Genomic DNA, 16,545 nt, shown 5'->3' on the forward strand with positions numbered 1-16,545 from the left:
GCGGCCACCCTTAGTAAGTCCGGACTTTTGGTTCGAAGGCTGGAACAGTCTTCGGCGCAAAGTTGACGCCACGCTTGGCGACGCGCTTCTCACCCGGGTAGTACAGGGTGTGGCACAGCCAGTTTTCGTCGTCACGGTCTTCGTAGTCTTCACGGGCGTGAGCGCCGCGGGACTCTTTACGGGCTTCGGCCGCGATGGCGGTAGCTTCGGCGACTTCCAGCAGGTTCTGCAGTTCCAGTGCCTCGATACGCGCGGTGTTGAAGGCCTTGGACTTGTCGTTGATCTTGACGTTGGCGATACGGTCACGCAGACCGGCCAGCTGCTCGATACCCTTCTGCATGTATTCGCCGGTACGGAATACACCGAAGTAGTTCTGCATGCAGCTCTGCAGCTCGCGCTTCAGGCTGGCAACGTCTTCACCGGTGGTGCGCTCGTTCAGCTTGTTCAGGCGGTTCAGGGCAACATCGACGTCGGTGTCGCTGGCGTCGCGGTATTCCACGCCTTCGGTCAGCGCCTTCTCCAGGTGCAGGCCGGCAGCACGGCCGAACACCACCAGGTCGAGCAGCGAGTTGCCGCCCAGGCGGTTGGCACCGTGCACCGATACGCACGCCACTTCACCTACGGCGAACAGGCCAGGGATGATCTGGTCGTTGCCTTCGGCGTCCATGGTGATGGCCTGGCCGTGGATGTTGGTGGCAACGCCGCCCATCATGTAGTGGCAGGTCGGGATGACCGGTACTGGCGCGACCACCGGGTCGACGTGGGCGAAGGTCTTGGACAGTTCGCAGATGCCTGGCAGGCGGCTGTGCAGCACTTCCTCGCCCAGGTGGTCCAGCTTCAGCAGCACGTGGTCCTTGTTCGGGCCCACGCCATTGCCGGCGATGATTTCCTTGACCATCGAACGGGCGACCACGTCGCGGCCGGCCAGGTCTTTGGCGTTCGGCGCGTAACGCTCCATGAAGCGCTCGCCGTGGGCGTTGATCAGGTAGCCACCCTCACCGCGGCAACCTTCGGTGACCAGTACACCGGCGCCGGCGATGCCGGTCGGGTGGAACTGCCACATTTCGATGTCCTGCACCGGCACACCAGCACGCAGGGCCATGCCCACGCCGTCACCGGTGTTGATCAGGGCGTTGGTGGTGGAGGCGTAGATACGGCCGGCACCGCCAGTGGCCAGTACGGTGGCCTTGGACTTGATGTACAGGGTTTCGCCGGTTTCGATGCAGATCGCGATCACACCCACGAACGCGCCGTCCTGGTTCTTCACCAGGTCTACGGCGTAGTACTCATTGAGGAAGGTGGTGCCGGCTTTCAGGTTGCCCTGGTACAGGGTGTGCAGCAGCGCGTGACCGGTACGGTCGGAAGCGGCACAGGTACGGGCGGCCTGGCCACCTTTACCGAAGTCCTTGGACTGGCCACCGAACGGACGCTGGTAGATACGGCCGGTTTCGGTACGCGAGAACGGCAGACCCATGTGGTCCAGCTCGAAGACCGCAGCCGGGCCTTCCTGACACATGTATTCGATAGCGTCCTGGTCACCGATGTAGTCGGAACCCTTGACGGTATCGTACATGTGCCAGCGCCAGTCGTCGTTCGGGTCGGCCGAAGCGATGGCGCAGGTGATGCCACCCTGGGCGGATACAGTGTGCGAACGGGTCGGGAAGACCTTGGTGACCACGGCAGTCTTGTGGCCGCCTTGAGCCAGCTGCAGCGCAGCGCGCATGCCGGCGCCGCCGCCACCGATGATGATGGCGTCGAAAGAAATGGTTGGAATGCTAGCCATGGATCAGATACCCCAGAGAATCTGCACACCCCAGACGAAGTAAGCGAACATCGCAACGCCGCATACCGCCTGGAACAGGAAACGAATCGCAGTTGCCGACTTGCCGAACGACATTGGCGTCAGGTAGTCGGTGGCGATGGTCCACATGCCGACCCAGGCGTGAGCGCCCAGGGCAACGAGGGCCAGCAGACTGAAGATCCGCATCGCGTTGTTGGAGAACAGACCATGCCACTGGGTGTAGTCGATGCCTGGGTGGGCAACCACGTAGCCGATCAGGAACAGGAAGTAAGCCGCGAGAACGACCGCAGAGACGCGCTGCGCCATCCAGTCATAGAGACCCGAACGCGACAGGTTCGTGACATTGGTTACCATACCCAAACTCCCACCAGAACGATCAGCACCACGGAGATGACGATCACGATTTTCGAGCCCAGCTTGCCGCCTTCCAGCGTCTCACCGATACCCATGTCCATGATCAGGTGACGTACACCTGCCACGAGGTGATAAAGCAGGGCGGACAGCAGGCCCCAGGTCACGAACTTGGCCAGCGGGCTGGTCAGACACGCCTTCACCTCACCGAAGCCTTCCTCGGAACCCAGCGACTTGCCCAGTGCATAAAGCATGATGGCAAGGCCGAGGAACAGGATGACGCCGGAGATACGGTGCAGGATGGACGTGTACGCAGTGACGGGGAGCTTGATGGTCCTTAGGTCTAGGTTTACAGGTCGTTGGCTTTTCACGGCTTTTTTCACACTGAAGAGCCCCTAGCGAATCAGGGCAAAGTTGTTGGTAAGTGTACTGGTCAGGTACCCACCACCCAGGGAACGGCGACCCCCAGCAGTTCGGGCTTGCAAGCCCCTGGCGGTCGGGTTGCGAGTATAGACAGTTAGGCTGCTTATGACAACGTGACGGGGTAGCCCAAATAGCGCATTGCCTTTAACGGACAAAAGGCGTAAATGGGCGAGAATTTCGTGAAAAACCAGGCCTCAATGCCTGTTTCAACAAGCCTTTAGGCAAATTGACATATGAATTTATCCCTCTATAGTGGTGCGGGCCCTGCGTGGGGGGTCTGTCTGATGATTTCAAGCATTAATAGGAGGCCACATGGCTGACAAAAAAGCGCAGTTGGTCATCGAGGGCGCTGCCCCCGTCGAGCTGCCCATTTTAACCGGCACCGTTGGTCCTGATGTAATCGACGTCCGCGGGTTGGGGGCCACTGGTCACTTCACCTTCGACCCTGGTTTCATGGCGACTGCCTCGTGCGAGTCGAAGATCACCTACATTGACGGCGACAAAGGCATCCTGCTGCACCGCGGCTACCCGATCGAGCAGCTTGCCGAAAAATCCGACTACCTCGAAACCTGCTACCTGCTGCTCAACGGCGAACTGCCGAATGCCGAGCAGAAGGCCCAGTTCGTCAGCACCGTGAAGAACCACACCATGGTTCACGAGCAGTTGAAGTCGTTCTTCAACGGCTTCCGCCGCGACGCCCACCCGATGGCGGTAATGTGCGGCGTGGTCGGTGCCCTGTCGGCGTTCTATCACGACTCCCTGGACATCAATAACCCGCAGCACCGCGAGATTTCCGCGGTACGCCTGGTCGCCAAGATGCCGACCCTGGCCGCGATGGTTTACAAGTACTCCATGGGCCAGCCGATGATGTACCCGCGCAACGACCTGTCGTACGCGGAAAACTTCCTGCACATGATGTTCAACACCCCGTGCGAGATCAAACCGATCAGCCCGGTGCTGGCCAAGGCGATGGACCGGATCTTCATCCTCCACGCCGACCACGAGCAGAACGCCTCCACCTCCACCGTGCGCCTGGCCGGTTCGTCGGGTGCCAACCCGTTCGCCTGTATCGCCGCCGGCATCGCCGCACTGTGGGGCCCGGCGCACGGCGGTGCCAACGAAGCGGTACTGACCATGCTCGATGAAATCGGCGATGTCTCGAACATCGACAAGTTCATCGCCAAGGCCAAGGACAAGAACGACCCGTTCAAGCTCATGGGCTTCGGTCACCGCGTGTACAAGAACCGCGACCCGCGCGCCACCGTGATGAAACAGACCTGCGACGAAGTCCTGCGCGAGCTGGGCATCAACAACGACCCGCAGCTGGAACTGGCCATGCGCCTGGAAGAGATCGCCCTGACCGATCCGTACTTCATCGAGCGCTCGCTGTACCCGAACGTCGACTTCTACTCGGGGATCATCCTCAAGGCGATCGGCATTCCGACCAGCATGTTTACCGTGATCTTCGCCCTGGCACGTACCGTGGGCTGGATCTCGCACTGGAAAGAAATGCTCTCCAGCCCGTACAAGATCGGCCGCCCGCGCCAGCTGTACACCGGCGAGCAGAAGCGCGACATCGTTGCGCTGCAGGACCGCAAGTAAGCTTCGCCAGCCGAACGCAAGAAGGCTGCCCTCGGGCAGCCTTTTTTATTTCCGCTCGACGCGACGCGGCTTTGTAGAAGCGGCCTTGTGTCGCGAAAGGGCTGCGAAGCAGCCCCGGCAATATTGCGGTAAGCCTAGGCTCTGTATGAAAAGTCTTGAGACGCAGGTCAGGCAAGGCGAAAACAGCCGAGGAAGCGGAGTGTACTGGAGTACATGAGCATTCCGAGGCTGTTTTCAACGCAGCATGAACAAGTATCAAGGCTTTTTGGTACAGAGCCTAAGATCCCAGGGCCGCTCCGCGCCCCTTTCGCGACACAAGGCCGCTCCTACAAGAAGCAGCCCTCCCAGGGCAGCCCCTCAGTTTTTTTCGGCCCGCTCGCGCAACCCTTTCAGGGTATTGAACGGTGCATCGACCACGAACTTGTTGGCCACCATCGCCGGCACGCTACCACCCGGCTCGGTGTGCACCTGATAAGTCACTTCCGTGCTGTCGCCCTTGGGCACCAGCTTCCAGAACCCTTCGACCTTGGCCACCCGCACGAAGCCCTTCTCTTCCTTGACATAGTCCGGTACCCCGACCAGCTTGCGGGTCAGGCTGCCGTCAGCCTCCTTGACCGTGGTCACCTGCAGCACCGAATCGCGCGGCGTTACCGGCCATGGCGTATTGAACTGGGTATAGGTCCAGACCTGGCCACCCTCCTGCTTGAGCACCTTCTGCGTCTTGCATTCATGGATCCACGCGCAGGCGCCGACCACATCCTCCTGCAGCGCCTGCACCTTCGCCAGCGGCGCCTTGATCAGGGTAACGCCCTGGTACGCCTTGTACTTGGAACCGGCCACTTCACTGAGCGATACCTTGATTCCCTCCTCGTCCTTGGCCACCTGCCAGTTCTCGGCCCAGGCCGCAGGGGACAGCACAACACCCAGGCCACACAGCAGTGCAATACGCTTGAACGATCTCATCATGTTTATCCTTGTTGTCGAAGATCCAGCCTTCACGCCGCCGTCATCTGCTCCCACCAGCCAAGAATCCTGATCGCCTCGTCACGGTCACTGCCGCACACCTCGACATCCGCCTGGAAACCGCCACACACTGCGGGCCGCTCGGGCTTGCCGAACAGGTCACAGAGGTTGTCGACGGTCAGGTGCAGGCAGCGCTCGCCGGCCGCCTTGCCATTCGGCATGCGCGGCATCGCAGAGCTGATGGACGGGGCAATGCAGCAGGCACCACAACCCTCACGGCATTTCATGGCTGTTCACCAAAATCAGGACTCCCTGGAACAAAACGGGACGAACGTCCCTGGATAGTAACCGCTCAAACAGGCGTTTGAAATTGCTGGCATGATGAAATCTGTCATGACCCAGCAGTCAGTTTGGCCGCTACTGACGGTACTCGAAATCAATGGCAGCCCCTTCCACGTCGCGACGGCTGTCATTGCGCAGCTGCAGCTGCATCTCGTTGTTGATCAGCCGGCCATTGAGCTGGAACGGGCTGTCGTCGGCCTCTGGCTTTTCCGTGAACAGTGGCGGCAGCAAGGGCTGGCGCCGCTGGATCGGTGAAGGGCTACCAACTTCCGGCTGCAGCTTGTCGACCATATCGGCCGGCAGGCTGAGGTCGAGCCTGGCCTTGGGCAGTGGCTTGGCAACGGCCTGGCTCACCGGCTTGCGGGCTGGCCTGGCCTTGCTGTTGGCAGCCTTCTTTGCCGCTGCTTTGTGCACGGGCCTGGCCTGTGCCTTGGGCGCCGGTTTGCCTTGGGCCGCCTGCGCCTGGCTTGCCGGCTGGGCAGCCTGGCCTGTGCCAAGGTAGCAAAGCGGAGCAAGGCACAAGATCAAGGCAAAACGGCGCAAAGCATTCATGGCAAATGGACAGACTGGCAGGAAAAGTGCGTATGCTCTCTGTTCCGCAGGCGCCTGGCAAGCCTACAAAAGCGCAGCCGCCGGCTCACGGCACAACTGCTGGGCCAACAGCCCAAGGGTAATCACCGCGCGCTCGGCTTCCTTGTTCCACGGGATGCCGCAATTAAGGCGGATACAGTGGTTGAACTGTTCGGTGTTACTGAAGATCAGCCCCGGCGCAATGCTGATACCCTGCTCCAGCGCGCGCACATGCAGTTCCTGGGTGTTGACCCGCCCCGGCAAGCTCACCCACAGGATAAACCCGCCCGTCGGCCGAGTCATCTGGGTGCCCTCGGGGAAATGTTGCTGCACCGCCAGCTGGTAGGCACTGAGGTTCTTGCGGTACTCCTGGCGAATGTAACGCAGGTGCCGGTCGTAACCGCCATTCTCCAGGTAGGCCGCCACCCCCATCTGCGTCACGCTGCAGGCCGAGTGGGTGGTAAAGGTTTGCAGGCGCTGGATTTCATCCTGGTAGCGCCCGGCTATCATCCAGCCAACGCGCACCCCCGGGGACAGAGTCTTGGAAAAGCTCGAACAGTAGATCACCCGGTCCAGCCGGTCGAACGCCTTCAACGCCTTGGTCTTGCCCTGCTCGAACATCAATTCGCCGTAAATGTCGTCCTCGACGATCTGGATATCGAAATCCGATGCCAGGCGCAGCAACTGCTTCTGCCGCTCTTCCGGCACGGTGCCGCCCAGTGGGTTGCTCAACCGCGCCGTCAGCACCAGCGCCTTGATCGACCACTGGTTGGCCGCCAGCTGCAACGCCTCGAGACTGATGCCGGTGGACGGGTCACTGGGAATCTCGATCACCTTCAGGCCCAACAGGTCAGCCAGTTGCAGCAGGCCGTAATAGGTGGGCGACTCGGCGGCGATCAGGTCGCCAGGGCGGGTCAGCACACGCAACGACATCTGCAACGCATCGACGCAACCATGGGTCACGATCACTTCACGTGGGTCGACCAGCACGCCGGCATCGCGCATGCGGATGGCGATCTGCCGGCGCAGCGGTTCGAAACCAGGGCTGAACATGTAGCTGAAGGCACGCGGGCTGTGAAAGCGCGTCACCTTGGCAATTTGCTGGTGCAAGGCACGGACCGGCAGGTAATCGACATGCGGCACGGCGGCACCGAACGGGAACACCCCGTCGCGGCGCGCCTCGGTCAGCACTTGCTGGATGATGCTGGCGCGGGTCACCAGGCCGGGCCGCTCCACGCGGGCGATGTCCGGCGTCTGCGCGGTCAGCGCCGGAGTCTGGTGCACGTAGTAACCGGACTGCGGCCGCGCACGGATCAAGCCCTGGTCTTCGAGGTTGGCATAGGCCTGCAGCACCGTGGCATGGCTGACGTTGAGCTGGGCGCTCATCTTGCGCACGGAAGGTACGCGCTCGCCTGGCTGGTAGACACCGCGACGGATGTCATCGGCCAGTTGCTGGGCGATACGCTGGTACAGCAGCAGGTTGGTCATGGCTGGCTCTCGACGCGCGGACGGACTCGTTGTTCTTGTGTCACTCACTGAGGGTAGAGAATACCGTAACAGTTGCAAAGTGTACGGGGACAGATCGCAAGATAGTCAACAATACAGTTGCGTGACAGTGATAAACATTGAAATCCGGGGGCATCGACGAAATGCCGGGCTGCCTTGCAGCCATCGCCAGCAAGCCAGCGTGGCTGCAAAGCGGTCGCGTTGACCGGGCTCAGCGCGCCGGTGCGAGCCTGCCTTTGTCATCGGAGAACACGATCTCCACCCGGCGGTTCTGCGCCCTGCCCCGCTCCGAGGCATTGGCCTCGATCGGGTACTGGTCACCATAGCCCTCGACCTGCAGGCGCTTCTCGTCAATGCCCAGGTCGACCAGCATGTCAGCCACGGCCTGCGCCCGGTCACGCGACAGCTTCAGGTTGTCCTCGGCCGTGCCGGTGCTGTCGGTATAGCCTTCGATCCGTACCACCCGGCGCGGGTTGAGTTGCAGGAACTGCACCAGCTTGAGCACGGTGCGGCTGGCCGAGTTCTTCAGGTCGGCACGGCCGGTGTCGAACAGCACGTCACCCAAGGTCATCACCAGGCCGCGATCGGTCTGCTCCGAGGCCAGCGCGGCAATCTGCGATTCGATCCACTTGCCCTGCTGCTGCACACTGGCCAGCTTGGCCTCGCGCAAGGCCAGCTGCAGGCGCTGGCGTTCCAGGTCGAGCTTGGCCTGGCGCTCCTGGTTCAGCGCCAGCTTGGCATGCTCGCTGGCAATCTCGCTGTAGCGCTGGCTGAGGTAGGCGTAATGGCGCACATCGGCACCGGTGCCGATGTAGCTGGACAGGCGCTCGGCGCGGGCCAGCGACTCGCCTGCGCGGATCACGTCACGCGGGGCGCTGCGCAGCACATCGGAGTTGTCCTTGACCTGCTGGAAGGCAGCGCTGGCATCATCCAGTGCGGCACTGCTGCGCTGGCTGGCGCAACCTTGCAAACCTGCCGCCAGCGCCAGCACTGCCAGCGCGGCCAATGGGGCACGGCGGATCATGGCTGCACCTCCAGCTGCTTGCGCAGGCGCTTGACCCGCGACTGCAGCAGCTGCAGCTGCTCTTCACTCTTCTGGTTCAGCACCTGGGCTTCGGCCAGGCGCGCATCCAGCTCGGCCTGCTCGGCGCGCATGCGCGCATCGCGGTAGTCTTCGGTGAGCATGTTGATCTTGGCCCGGGCCAGCTTGTCTTCGGCCAGCTTGAGCGCTTCGACCTGCTCGGTGGCACCGACGGCCTTGGCCTGCTCCAGCGCCTGCTCGGAAATACGCATCTGCTCGACAGGAGCCGGATCGTTGGCGCAGCCAGCCAGGCCGAGCACGGCCAGGGCAAGGATTAGTGGTTGGGTTCTCACGCAATCTTCCTAGTGTTTGGGGGCGTCCGAGGGCACCTGCAGCTGTGCTTTCCAGCGCTCGACATTACGCTGCAGCACGGTCTCGGACGCACCGGAGATCGGCAATTCTGTCAGTTTTTTTGCCAATTGCCCACGCAACCAGCTGTCATTGCAGGCGGAATTATGCGACACGGCCAGGTACAGCCCTGGCCGGTCCACCGGCAGGCCGCGGGCAATCAGCTGGTTGCTCATGCCCAGGCTCTGCACCATCGCCATGCCCGCATAGCGGCCCGCGAGCACATAGTCGACCTGGCCAAGCACCAGCTTCTGGAATGCCTGGGTCAGGTTCTGCGCCGGCACCAGCTTCAGCTGCGCCTTGACGAAAGCGCTGAAGGCCGGCGTCAGCCGTGCATGCTCGGACACACTGCCCTGGTACCTGACCAGGTCCGCCGGGCCATCGAACACCAGTTCGGCATCGTGACGGGTCCACACCAGGTATTCGTTGAGCTGCAGGGGTGGGTGGAGGTAGTCGAGCGCGGTCAATTGCTCCACCTGCATCGGGGCGTCGAGCAACAGGTCCATGCGCCCGCTGCGCACCTCTTCCAGCGCCTGGTCACGACGGCCGGCGTTGAGCACCTCCAGCTTCAGCCCCAGCTCCTCGGCCACCTGGCGCAGCAGGTCGACGTTGGCGCCGACCAGGTGTTTCGGGTCGTTCGGGTCTTGCCATGAATAGGGCGGCGCATCGGGGCTGCCAGTGGCCACCAGGCGTTCACACTTGCCGGCCGCCATGGCCAGCGGCGCCAGCAACGCTGCCATGCATGCCAGCACCCTGCCCGTTCCGCGCAACGTCATCCCTCACTCCTCAACCCATAAAAAAACCCGACCCTCGAAACGAGGGCCGGGTTCTTTATAAGTGAAGCAGGCGGATCAGACCAGCTTTTCCAGCTCCGGAACCGCTTCGAACAGGTCGGCGACCAGGCCGTAGTCGGCAACCTGGAAGATCGGTGCCTCTTCGTCCTTGTTGATCGCCACGATCACCTTGGAGTCTTTCATGCCGGCCAGGTGCTGGATCGCGCCGGAGATACCGACGGCGATGTACAGCTGCGGCGCAACGATCTTGCCGGTCTGGCCGACCTGCATGTCGTTGGGCACGAAGCCCGCGTCGACCGCGGCGCGCGAAGCACCGACGGCAGCGCCGAGCTTGTCGGCCAGGCTGTACAGGTGCTTGAAGTTGTCACCGTTGCCCATGCCACGACCACCGGAAACGACGATCTTGGCAGCGGTCAGTTCCGGGCGGTCGGACTTGGCCAGCTCTTCGCCGACGAAGGCCGAGATGCCGGCGTTGTGCACGGCGCCAACCGCTTCGACGGCAGCCGAACCACCCTCGCCCGCCACGGCGTCGAAGCCGGTGGTACGCACGGTGATGACCTTGATGGCGGCGCTCGACTGCACGGTGGCAATGGCGTTACCGGCATAGATCGGGCGCTTGAAGGTGTCGGCGGACTCGACCGAGATGATCTCGGAGATCTGGTCCACGTCCAGCAGCGCGGCAACGCGCGGCAGAATGTTCTTGCCGTTGGTGGTGGCCGGGGCCAGCACGTGGCTGTAGCCTTTGGCCAGTTCGACGATCAGCGGCGCGACGTTTTCCGGCAGGGCGTGTGCATAGGCTGCATTGTCGGCAACCAGCACCTTGGCCACGCCAGCGATCTTCGCAGCAGACTCGGCAACGCCACCGACGTTGTGGCCAGCGACCAGCACATGCACATCACCACCGATCTTGGCGGCAGCAGCAACAGTGTTCAGGGTGGCCGGGGCTACGGCACCGTTCTCGTATTCAGCGACAACCAGGATAGTCATTTAGATTACCTTCGCTTCGTTCTTCAGCTTCTCGACCAGTTCGGCCACCGATTTGACCTTGATACCAGCGCTGCGGGCAGCCGGGGCTTCAACCTTCAGGGTCTTGTTGGTGGAGGCGAGGGAAACGCCCAGCGCATCTGGAGTAACGGTTTCCAGCGGCTTTTTCTTGGCCTTCATGATGTTCGGCAGCGACGCGTAACGTGGCTCGTTCAGGCGCAGGTCGGTCGTGACGATGGCCGGCAGGTTCAGGGCCACGCTCTGCAGGCCGCCGTCGATTTCACGGGTGACGTTCAGCTTGTCGCCAGCCACTTCCACCTTGGAGGCGAAGGTGCCCTGGGCAAAGCCGGTCAACGCCGCCAGCATCTGGCCGGTCTGGTTGTTGTCACTGTCGATGGCCTGCTTGCCAAGGATGACCAGTTGCGGCTGCTCCTTGTCGACAACGGCTTTCAGTGCCTTGGCCACGGCCAGGGAGTTCAGTTCGTCGGCGGCTTCGACCAGGATGGCACGGTCGGCCCCCAGGGCCAGGGCGGTACGCAGCTGCTCCTGGGCGGTGGCCGGGCCAACGGAGACCACGACGATCTCGCTGGCAACGCCCTTTTCCTTCAGGCGCACGGCTTCTTCCACGGCGATTTCGCAGAAGGGGTTCATGGACATCTTGACGTTAGCAAGGTCGACGCCGGAGTTGTCCGCCTTGACGCGAACCTTGACGTTGTAGTCGACCACTCGTTTGACAGCTACAAGAACCTTCATGGATTCCTCGTTACTCTCCGGTGAATAGATAGTCGCCTGGGGTCATTGCCCGGCGATGCGCGTGGGTACAAGGGCACCTCTAAAAACGTACCGGGAGGCAGTAACTTGAGAGTGACCGAACAGTCGTGTCCGGACGCTTGCGTCAAATACTCACGGGTCATTTTCTGTCGTGGCGTGTAAACTCCACTACAAACCGGCCGGAGACCGCAGAACCCTGCTCCACAGCTGGTCTTTAGAGGTGTACCTGCGCCCGGCTGCAAGCCTACGGCGAACGTAAAACCGCTCGTATCTTGACCGTAACACCCAATCCGGTCAATACGGCAAATGGGTCATCCTCCAGCCGCGTTCCTGCGATTTTACTGGCCTGCGGCAAATTCAAACAAACGTTTGTATTGGACCCGCCAAGTGGTGTAGATATAATGCGCGGCCAAGACAAAACGGTGTAGTCCGTCATTTGCCCAGCTACAGTTCCGCCGTTGCGTAGAACCGCTGCGAATGCCCCCACGCACCCATAAGACCCAGCAACAGCACGAGCCTTGATGAGTAGGAGAGAACCAGTGGAACGCGAGTACATGGAATTCGACGTGGTCATCGTCGGCGCCGGCCCGGCAGGCCTGTCCGCCGCCTGCCGCCTGAAGCAGAAGGCCGCCGAAGCCGGTAGCGAAATCAGCGTCTGCGTGGTGGAAAAAGGCTCTGAAGTCGGCGCCCACATCCTCTCTGGCGCGGTGTTCGAGCCCCGTGCCCTGAACGAGCTGTTCCCCGACTGGAAAGCCCTCGGCGCGCCACTGAATACCGAAGTGAAGCGCGACGACATCTACGTGCTCAAGGATGCTGGCAGCTCGACCAAGGTGCCTGACCTGTTCGTGCCCAAGACCATGCACAACCAGGGTAACTACATCATCTCCCTGGGCAACCTGTGCCGCTGGCTGGCCCAGCAGGCGGAGAACCTGGGCGTGGAAATCTACCCGGGCTTCGCCGCCCAGGAAGCGCTGTTCGATGACAACGGCGTAGTCCGCGGCATCGTCACCGGTGACCTTGGCGTCGACCGCGAAGGCAAGCCCAAGGATGGCCTGTACACCCCGGGCATGGAACTGCGCGCCAAGTACACCCTGTTCGCCGAAGGCTGCCGCGGCCACATCGGCAAGCAGCTGATCAAGCGCTTCAATCTCGACAGCGAAGCCGACGTCCAGCACTACGGCATCGGTTTGAAGGAAATCTGGGAAATCGACCCGGCCAGGCACGAACAGGGGCTGGTGGTGCACACCGCCGGCTGGCCGCTGGATGTGATGGCCAAGGACAACACCGGTGGTTCGTTCCTTTATCACCTGGAAAACAACCAGGTGGTGGTCGGCCTGATCGTCGACCTGTCCTACGCCAACCCGTACCTGTCGCCGTTCGATGAATTCCAGCGGTTGAAGCACCACCCGGTGATCAGCCAGTACCTCGAAGGCGGCAAGCGGATCAGCTACGGCGCCCGCGCAATTGCCAAAGGTGGCCTGAACTCGCTGCCGAAGATGGTATTCGATGGCGGCGCGCTGATTGGTTGTGACCTGGGCACCTTGAACTTCTCCAAGATCAAGGGCAGCCATACCGCGATGAAGTCCGGCATGCTGGCGGCCGAAGCGGTCGCCGATGCGCTGGCCGCCGGCAGCGAAGGCGGCGACAAGCTGAACGGCTACGTCAGCGCCTTCAAGGCCAGCTGGTTGTACGAAGAACTGTTCGCCAGCCGCAACTTTGGCGCAGCCATCCACAAGTTCGGTCCGATCCTCGGTGGTGCGTTCAACTATGTCGAGCAGAACTGGTTCGGTGGCAAGCTGCCGTTCACCCTGCACGACACCAAGCCGGACTACGCCTGCCTGAAGCTGGCGGCCGACTCGCAGAAGATCGACTACCCGAAACCGGACGGCAAGCTCAGCTTCGACAAGCTCAGCTCGGTATTCCTCTCCAGCACCAACCACGAAGAGGAACAACCTTGCCACCTGAAGCTGACCGACCCGAACATCCCGATCGCCAGCAACCTGCCGCTGTACGACGAGCCGGCGCAGCGCTATTGCCCGGCAGGTGTGTATGAAGTGGTCAGCCAGGAAGACGGCAGCAAGCGCTTCCAGATCAACGCGCAGAACTGCGTACACTGCAAGACCTGTGACATCAAGGACCCGGCCCAGAACATCACCTGGGTCACCCCTGAAGGCGCTGGCGGGCCGAACTACCCGAACATGTAAGCCCCTGCCCTTGCGGTAACGAAAAGCCCCCGGTTCTCACGAGCCGGGGGCTTTCTGTTCTACCTGTCCCCTGGCGCTGCTGGCCCGTGTAGGAGCGGCCTTGTGTCGCGATGGGGCGCGCAGCGGCCCCAAGGTCTGCGCAGCGGCACGGACTGCCGGGGCCGCTGCGCGCCCCATCGCGACACAAGGCCGCTCCTACAGGCACCGCGTCGGCAGGAAGTCGGGCTCACTCAACAGCAACGGCTCACGACGCCCGAAATAGAGCGCCGTCAGCAACCCCACCGCGCCCATGATCAGGCAAAACCCGGCACACACCCACGGGCTCCATGGCATCAAGGCAATCAGCGCCAGCGGCGTGCTGCTGGCCCATAGCGCATAGGCCACGTTGTAGGTGAAGGAAATACCCGACACGCGGATCTCGGCCGGGAACAACCCGACCATCACCGACGGCACCACCCCCACCACGCCACAGCACAGGCCGGCCAGCGCATAGGCCAGCCAGGTCATGCCCCATTGCCCTACCAGGCTGGCATACAACACGCCGATACCCAACGGCAGCAGCAGGCTGTAGAGCATCAGCGCGCGCCAGGCGCCGACGCGATCGACCAGCAGGCCGGCCAGCACGCAACCGATATTGAGGAAGACGATACCCACGCTGCTCAGGGCGAAGGTGTGCCCGGCCGTCATGCCAAAGCGTTGCTGCATCACCGTCGGTGTAATCACCACCAGCACCACCACGGCGGAGGTCAGCACACAGGTCAGCAGCGCCGCCGGGATCAACGCCCGCCGGTGTTCGCCCAACACCCGCCGCAGCGGGAAGCTCACCGGCTGTTGCTGGCGCGCACGCAAGGCAAGGAACACCGGGGTTTCGCTGAGCCAGCGGCGCAGCCACACGCCGATCACACCAAACACCCCACCCAGCAGGAACGGGTAGCGCCAGGCGTAATCGAGAATTTCCTGCGCGGTGAACAGCTGTGCCAGCAGGGTCGCAGTCAACGCCCCCAGCAGGTAACCGAAGGTCAGCCCGGCCTGCAGGAAGCCCAGGGCATAGCCACGCCGCCCGGCGGGCGCGTGCTCGGCGACGAAGGTCCAGGCACTCGGCACTTCGCCGCCCACCGCCGCGCCCTGCAGAATACGCAGGGCCAGCAGGATCAACGGCGCCGCATAGCCGATGTCGGCGTAGGTCGGCATCACCCCGATCAGCAGGCAAGGCAGGGCCATCATCAGGATACTCAGGCTGAAAACCCGCTTGCGCCCAAGATGGTCGGCGAAGTGCGCCATCAGGATGCCACCCAGCGGCCGCGCCAGGTAGCCAGTGACGAAAATCCCGAAGCTTTGCAGCAGGCGCAGCCATTCGGGCATTTCAGGCGGGAAGAACAGCTGGCTGAGGGTGAGCGCAAAGAACACGAAAATGATGAAATCGTAGATTTCCAGCGCGCCGCCCAACGCCGCCAGGCCCAGGGTCCGGTGATCGCCGCGGCTGAACCGGGGCGGGTAAGCGGTATCGTTGGCAGTCATGGCAGGGTCCGCCCATCGGCAAAGGGCGAGAGGATAGCAAATCGCTGTCCGCTTGCCCCGCCCACGGCAGCGCTAGCGGCTGAACACCGTGTAGGAGAAGTTGACGCGCCCCAGGGATCGCCCCGGTGTCGCTGACAGGGTGCCCGGCAGCGGCAGCTTGCCCACCTGCAGCGGCGTATCGATGATCGCCATGAACGCCTCCAGCGCATCGTTATCGGGCACCTGCGGCAGGCTCAGGCTGACCGCCTGGCGCTCGCTGGCAGGCACCGATGGTACTGCCAGCTGGTTGGCGTGATACAGCAGGGCATGCTGGATCTGCGGGCTGACGCGGCAGAAGCGCTCCAGGTCGACCCCGGCATGGCTGGCCAGCTCGATATTGCCCAGCAGCAGGTGGAAAGGCTGCAGGGCACACAGCACCAGGCGCTGCAGCTCCTCGAAGCTGTCCACGGGAGCGATCCGGTAATAGCCCAGGCCATTGAGCAGCCGCTCCAGTTGCAGGCGCTGGCACGGGTTTGCGTCGGCGATGAGGATGCGCAGGGTCTTGTTTGCCATGGTCGGGCCTGGGCAGTGGGTAATGGGTAGGCTCCATGACCATACTGCGCCAGTGGCGGCTACTGCCAGGTCCGAGCCTGGCAGGGGTCTTCTTTGATAGAAGCCGGGAAAGATGCAGAAATCAAGTGACGGGCCGATGGATTTTTTCATTCGCCGGCCACCCGGCAATCAGCATTCCCACTCGCGCATGCGCACCCGGCAGTGCTTCATGGCGTTGACGATGTGCTTTTCCACCAGGCTGCGGGAAATGCCTAGGCGCTCGGCAATCTGCTGGTGCGACAGGCCATCGAGCTTGCGCAGCAAGAAGCAGTCACGGCAGACCTTGCCCAGTTCATCCAGGGCACGCTGCATCAGCGCCAGGCGTTGGTCGCGCTGCAGGTCATGCGCCGGCGCCGGGGTGTGCCAGCGTTCATCGCTGTCCAGCACCTCCAGCGGCTCGGCCTGGCGTACCAGGTGCCGCCGGTGGCGGTCGACCAGCAGGTTGAGCGCGGTGCGGTAGAGGAAGGCACGCGGATGCTCGATGCGCTCGCCGTCGGTGCGTTCCAGCACGCGCAGGTAAGCATCGTGCGCCACGTCCTCAGCGGCCTGGCGACTGCCCAGGCGCGCGGAAAGGAAGCCCACCAGTTCGCGATAGTAATGTTCCACGACGTTACCTGAGATGGTTCTGCCAGCTTGGTCGAAAAGGCCTTTCAGGCAGCTGCAGGACCGAGTGATATCAACCTGCGATCTTACAAA

The 16,545-nt window shown here is 62.5% G+C and carries 17 protein-coding genes; 2 read left to right on the forward strand and 15 right to left on the reverse strand.

Features of this window, described 5'->3' with window-relative positions:
* Positions 1 to 10 precede the first annotated feature (10 nt).
* Genes sdhA through sdhC form a run of 3 tightly spaced genes read right to left on the reverse strand, consistent with a single transcriptional unit; the run spans position 11 to position 2,535 of the window.
* Complete coding sequence (sdhA, locus tag ACJA3S_RS17105; RefSeq protein ID WP_186674795.1) at positions 11 to 1,783, reverse strand: succinate dehydrogenase flavoprotein subunit; 1,773 nt, start codon at positions 1,781 to 1,783, stop codon at positions 11 to 13.
* A 3-nt stretch (positions 1,784 to 1,786) separates the two neighbouring features.
* Positions 1,787 to 2,155, reverse strand: coding sequence for a succinate dehydrogenase, hydrophobic membrane anchor protein (gene sdhD, locus ACJA3S_RS17110; protein WP_003254214.1), 369 nt, complete (start codon positions 2,153 to 2,155; stop codon positions 1,787 to 1,789).
* Complete coding sequence (sdhC, locus tag ACJA3S_RS17115; protein WP_012315350.1) at positions 2,149 to 2,535, reverse strand: succinate dehydrogenase, cytochrome b556 subunit; 387 nt, start codon at positions 2,533 to 2,535, stop codon at positions 2,149 to 2,151. Before sdhC ends, sdhD begins: the two co-directional genes overlap by 7 nt.
* Before the next feature lie 352 nt (positions 2,536 to 2,887).
* On the opposite strand from sdhC, the gene gltA reads away from it, so the two are divergent.
* The gene (gltA, locus tag ACJA3S_RS17120) at positions 2,888 to 4,177 is read left to right on the forward strand and encodes a citrate synthase (RefSeq protein ID WP_170030856.1); all 1,290 of its coding nucleotides are present in this window, start codon (positions 2,888 to 2,890) and stop codon (positions 4,175 to 4,177) included.
* 357 nt (positions 4,178 to 4,534) lie between these two features.
* On the opposite strand, the gene ACJA3S_RS17125 is transcribed toward gltA, so the two are convergent.
* The 9 genes from ACJA3S_RS17125 to ACJA3S_RS17165 all read right to left on the reverse strand — a co-directional run bounded on the left by ACJA3S_RS17125 (position 4,535) and on the right by ACJA3S_RS17165 (position 11,518).
* Positions 4,535 to 5,140, reverse strand: coding sequence for an START domain-containing protein (locus ACJA3S_RS17125; protein WP_406822268.1), 606 nt, complete (start codon positions 5,138 to 5,140; stop codon positions 4,535 to 4,537).
* Between the two features lie 32 nt (positions 5,141 to 5,172).
* Positions 5,173 to 5,427, reverse strand: a complete 255-nt coding sequence (locus ACJA3S_RS17130; RefSeq protein WP_186688250.1) for a YkgJ family cysteine cluster protein — start codon at positions 5,425 to 5,427, stop codon at positions 5,173 to 5,175.
* A gap of 130 nt (positions 5,428 to 5,557) precedes the next feature.
* Positions 5,558 to 6,034 carry a hypothetical protein gene (locus ACJA3S_RS17135; RefSeq protein WP_406819384.1) on the reverse strand — a complete coding sequence of 159 codons (477 nt, stop codon included), beginning with the start codon at positions 6,032 to 6,034 and terminating at the stop codon, positions 5,558 to 5,560.
* 63 nt (positions 6,035 to 6,097) lie between these two features.
* Positions 6,098 to 7,540 (reverse strand): PLP-dependent aminotransferase family protein, encoded by a 1,443-nt coding sequence (locus tag ACJA3S_RS17140; protein WP_025339975.1) that lies wholly within the window; start codon positions 7,538 to 7,540, stop codon positions 6,098 to 6,100.
* Between the two features lie 229 nt (positions 7,541 to 7,769).
* Positions 7,770 to 8,582, reverse strand: coding sequence for an OmpA family protein (locus tag ACJA3S_RS17145; RefSeq protein WP_406819385.1), 813 nt, complete (start codon positions 8,580 to 8,582; stop codon positions 7,770 to 7,772).
* Complete coding sequence (locus ACJA3S_RS17150) at positions 8,579 to 8,932, reverse strand: DUF4398 domain-containing protein (protein WP_406819386.1); 354 nt, start codon at positions 8,930 to 8,932, stop codon at positions 8,579 to 8,581. Before ACJA3S_RS17150 ends, ACJA3S_RS17145 begins: the two co-directional genes overlap by 4 nt.
* A gap of 9 nt (positions 8,933 to 8,941) precedes the next feature.
* A complete protein-coding gene (locus ACJA3S_RS17155) occupies positions 8,942 to 9,763 on the reverse strand; it encodes a substrate-binding periplasmic protein (protein ID WP_406819387.1) in 822 nt (273 codons plus the stop codon).
* A gap of 75 nt (positions 9,764 to 9,838) precedes the next feature.
* Entirely contained in the window at positions 9,839 to 10,768 is a 930-nt protein-coding gene (locus ACJA3S_RS17160) for an electron transfer flavoprotein subunit alpha/FixB family protein (protein ID WP_406819388.1), read from the reverse strand.
* The gene (locus ACJA3S_RS17165) at positions 10,769 to 11,518 is read right to left on the reverse strand and encodes an electron transfer flavoprotein subunit beta/FixA family protein (protein ID WP_406819389.1); all 750 of its coding nucleotides are present in this window, start codon (positions 11,516 to 11,518) and stop codon (positions 10,769 to 10,771) included.
* Between the two features lie 539 nt (positions 11,519 to 12,057).
* Between ACJA3S_RS17165 and ACJA3S_RS17170 the strand changes: the two genes are divergently transcribed.
* Positions 12,058 to 13,740 (forward strand): electron transfer flavoprotein-ubiquinone oxidoreductase, encoded by a 1,683-nt coding sequence (locus ACJA3S_RS17170; RefSeq protein ID WP_406819390.1) that lies wholly within the window; start codon positions 12,058 to 12,060, stop codon positions 13,738 to 13,740.
* A gap of 195 nt (positions 13,741 to 13,935) precedes the next feature.
* Here ACJA3S_RS17170 and ACJA3S_RS17175 read toward each other — a convergent pair whose 3' ends face one another.
* From ACJA3S_RS17175 to ACJA3S_RS17185, 3 genes are all read right to left on the reverse strand, one after another.
* Positions 13,936 to 15,258, reverse strand: a complete 1,323-nt coding sequence (locus tag ACJA3S_RS17175; RefSeq protein WP_406819391.1) for an MFS transporter — start codon at positions 15,256 to 15,258, stop codon at positions 13,936 to 13,938.
* Positions 15,259 to 15,330: 72 nt separating this feature from the next.
* Positions 15,331 to 15,810 carry a histidine kinase gene (locus tag ACJA3S_RS17180; RefSeq protein ID WP_406819392.1) on the reverse strand — a complete coding sequence of 160 codons (480 nt, stop codon included), beginning with the start codon at positions 15,808 to 15,810 and terminating at the stop codon, positions 15,331 to 15,333.
* Between the two features lie 168 nt (positions 15,811 to 15,978).
* Positions 15,979 to 16,455: a sigma-70 family RNA polymerase sigma factor gene (locus tag ACJA3S_RS17185; protein ID WP_406819393.1), complete on the reverse strand. Its 477-nt coding sequence runs from the start codon at positions 16,453 to 16,455 to the stop codon at positions 15,979 to 15,981.
* Positions 16,456 to 16,545: the final 90 nt, after the last annotated feature.

Source organism: Pseudomonas sp. KnCO4 (assembly GCF_045344305.1).
Lineage (GTDB): Bacteria > Pseudomonadota > Gammaproteobacteria > Pseudomonadales > Pseudomonadaceae > Aquipseudomonas > Aquipseudomonas anuradhapurensis.

Bases quoted from the DNA above. Each gene is read 5' to 3' on its own strand.
- ACJA3S_RS17125 (WP_406822268.1), bottom strand. From the start codon at position 5,140: ATGAGATCGTTCAAGCGTATTGCACTGCTGTGTGGCCTGGGTGTTGTG.
- gltA (WP_170030856.1), top strand. From the start codon at position 2,888: ATGGCTGACAAAAAAGCGCAGTTGGTCATCGAGGGCGCTGCCCCCGTC.
- ACJA3S_RS17135 (WP_406819384.1), bottom strand. From the start codon at position 6,034: ATGAATGCTTTGCGCCGTTTTGCCTTGATCTTGTGCCTTGCTCCGCTT.
- ACJA3S_RS17180 (WP_406819392.1), bottom strand. From the start codon at position 15,810: ATGGCAAACAAGACCCTGCGCATCCTCATCGCCGACGCAAACCCGTGC.
- ACJA3S_RS17165 (WP_406819389.1), bottom strand. From the start codon at position 11,518: ATGAAGGTTCTTGTAGCTGTCAAACGAGTGGTCGACTACAACGTCAAG.
- ACJA3S_RS17140 (WP_025339975.1), bottom strand. From the start codon at position 7,540: ATGACCAACCTGCTGCTGTACCAGCGTATCGCCCAGCAACTGGCCGAT.
- sdhD (WP_003254214.1), bottom strand. From the start codon at position 2,155: ATGGTAACCAATGTCACGAACCTGTCGCGTTCGGGTCTCTATGACTGG.
- ACJA3S_RS17145 (WP_406819385.1), bottom strand. From the start codon at position 8,582: ATGATCCGCCGTGCCCCATTGGCCGCGCTGGCAGTGCTGGCGCTGGCG.
- ACJA3S_RS17170 (WP_406819390.1), top strand. From the start codon at position 12,058: ATGAGTAGGAGAGAACCAGTGGAACGCGAGTACATGGAATTCGACGTG.
- ACJA3S_RS17175 (WP_406819391.1), bottom strand. From the start codon at position 15,258: ATGACTGCCAACGATACCGCTTACCCGCCCCGGTTCAGCCGCGGCGAT.
- sdhA (WP_186674795.1), bottom strand. From the start codon at position 1,783: ATGGCTAGCATTCCAACCATTTCTTTCGACGCCATCATCATCGGTGGC.
- ACJA3S_RS17130 (WP_186688250.1), bottom strand. From the start codon at position 5,427: ATGAAATGCCGTGAGGGTTGTGGTGCCTGCTGCATTGCCCCGTCCATC.
- ACJA3S_RS17160 (WP_406819388.1), bottom strand. From the start codon at position 10,768: ATGACTATCCTGGTTGTCGCTGAATACGAGAACGGTGCCGTAGCCCCG.
- ACJA3S_RS17155 (WP_406819387.1), bottom strand. From the start codon at position 9,763: ATGACGTTGCGCGGAACGGGCAGGGTGCTGGCATGCATGGCAGCGTTG.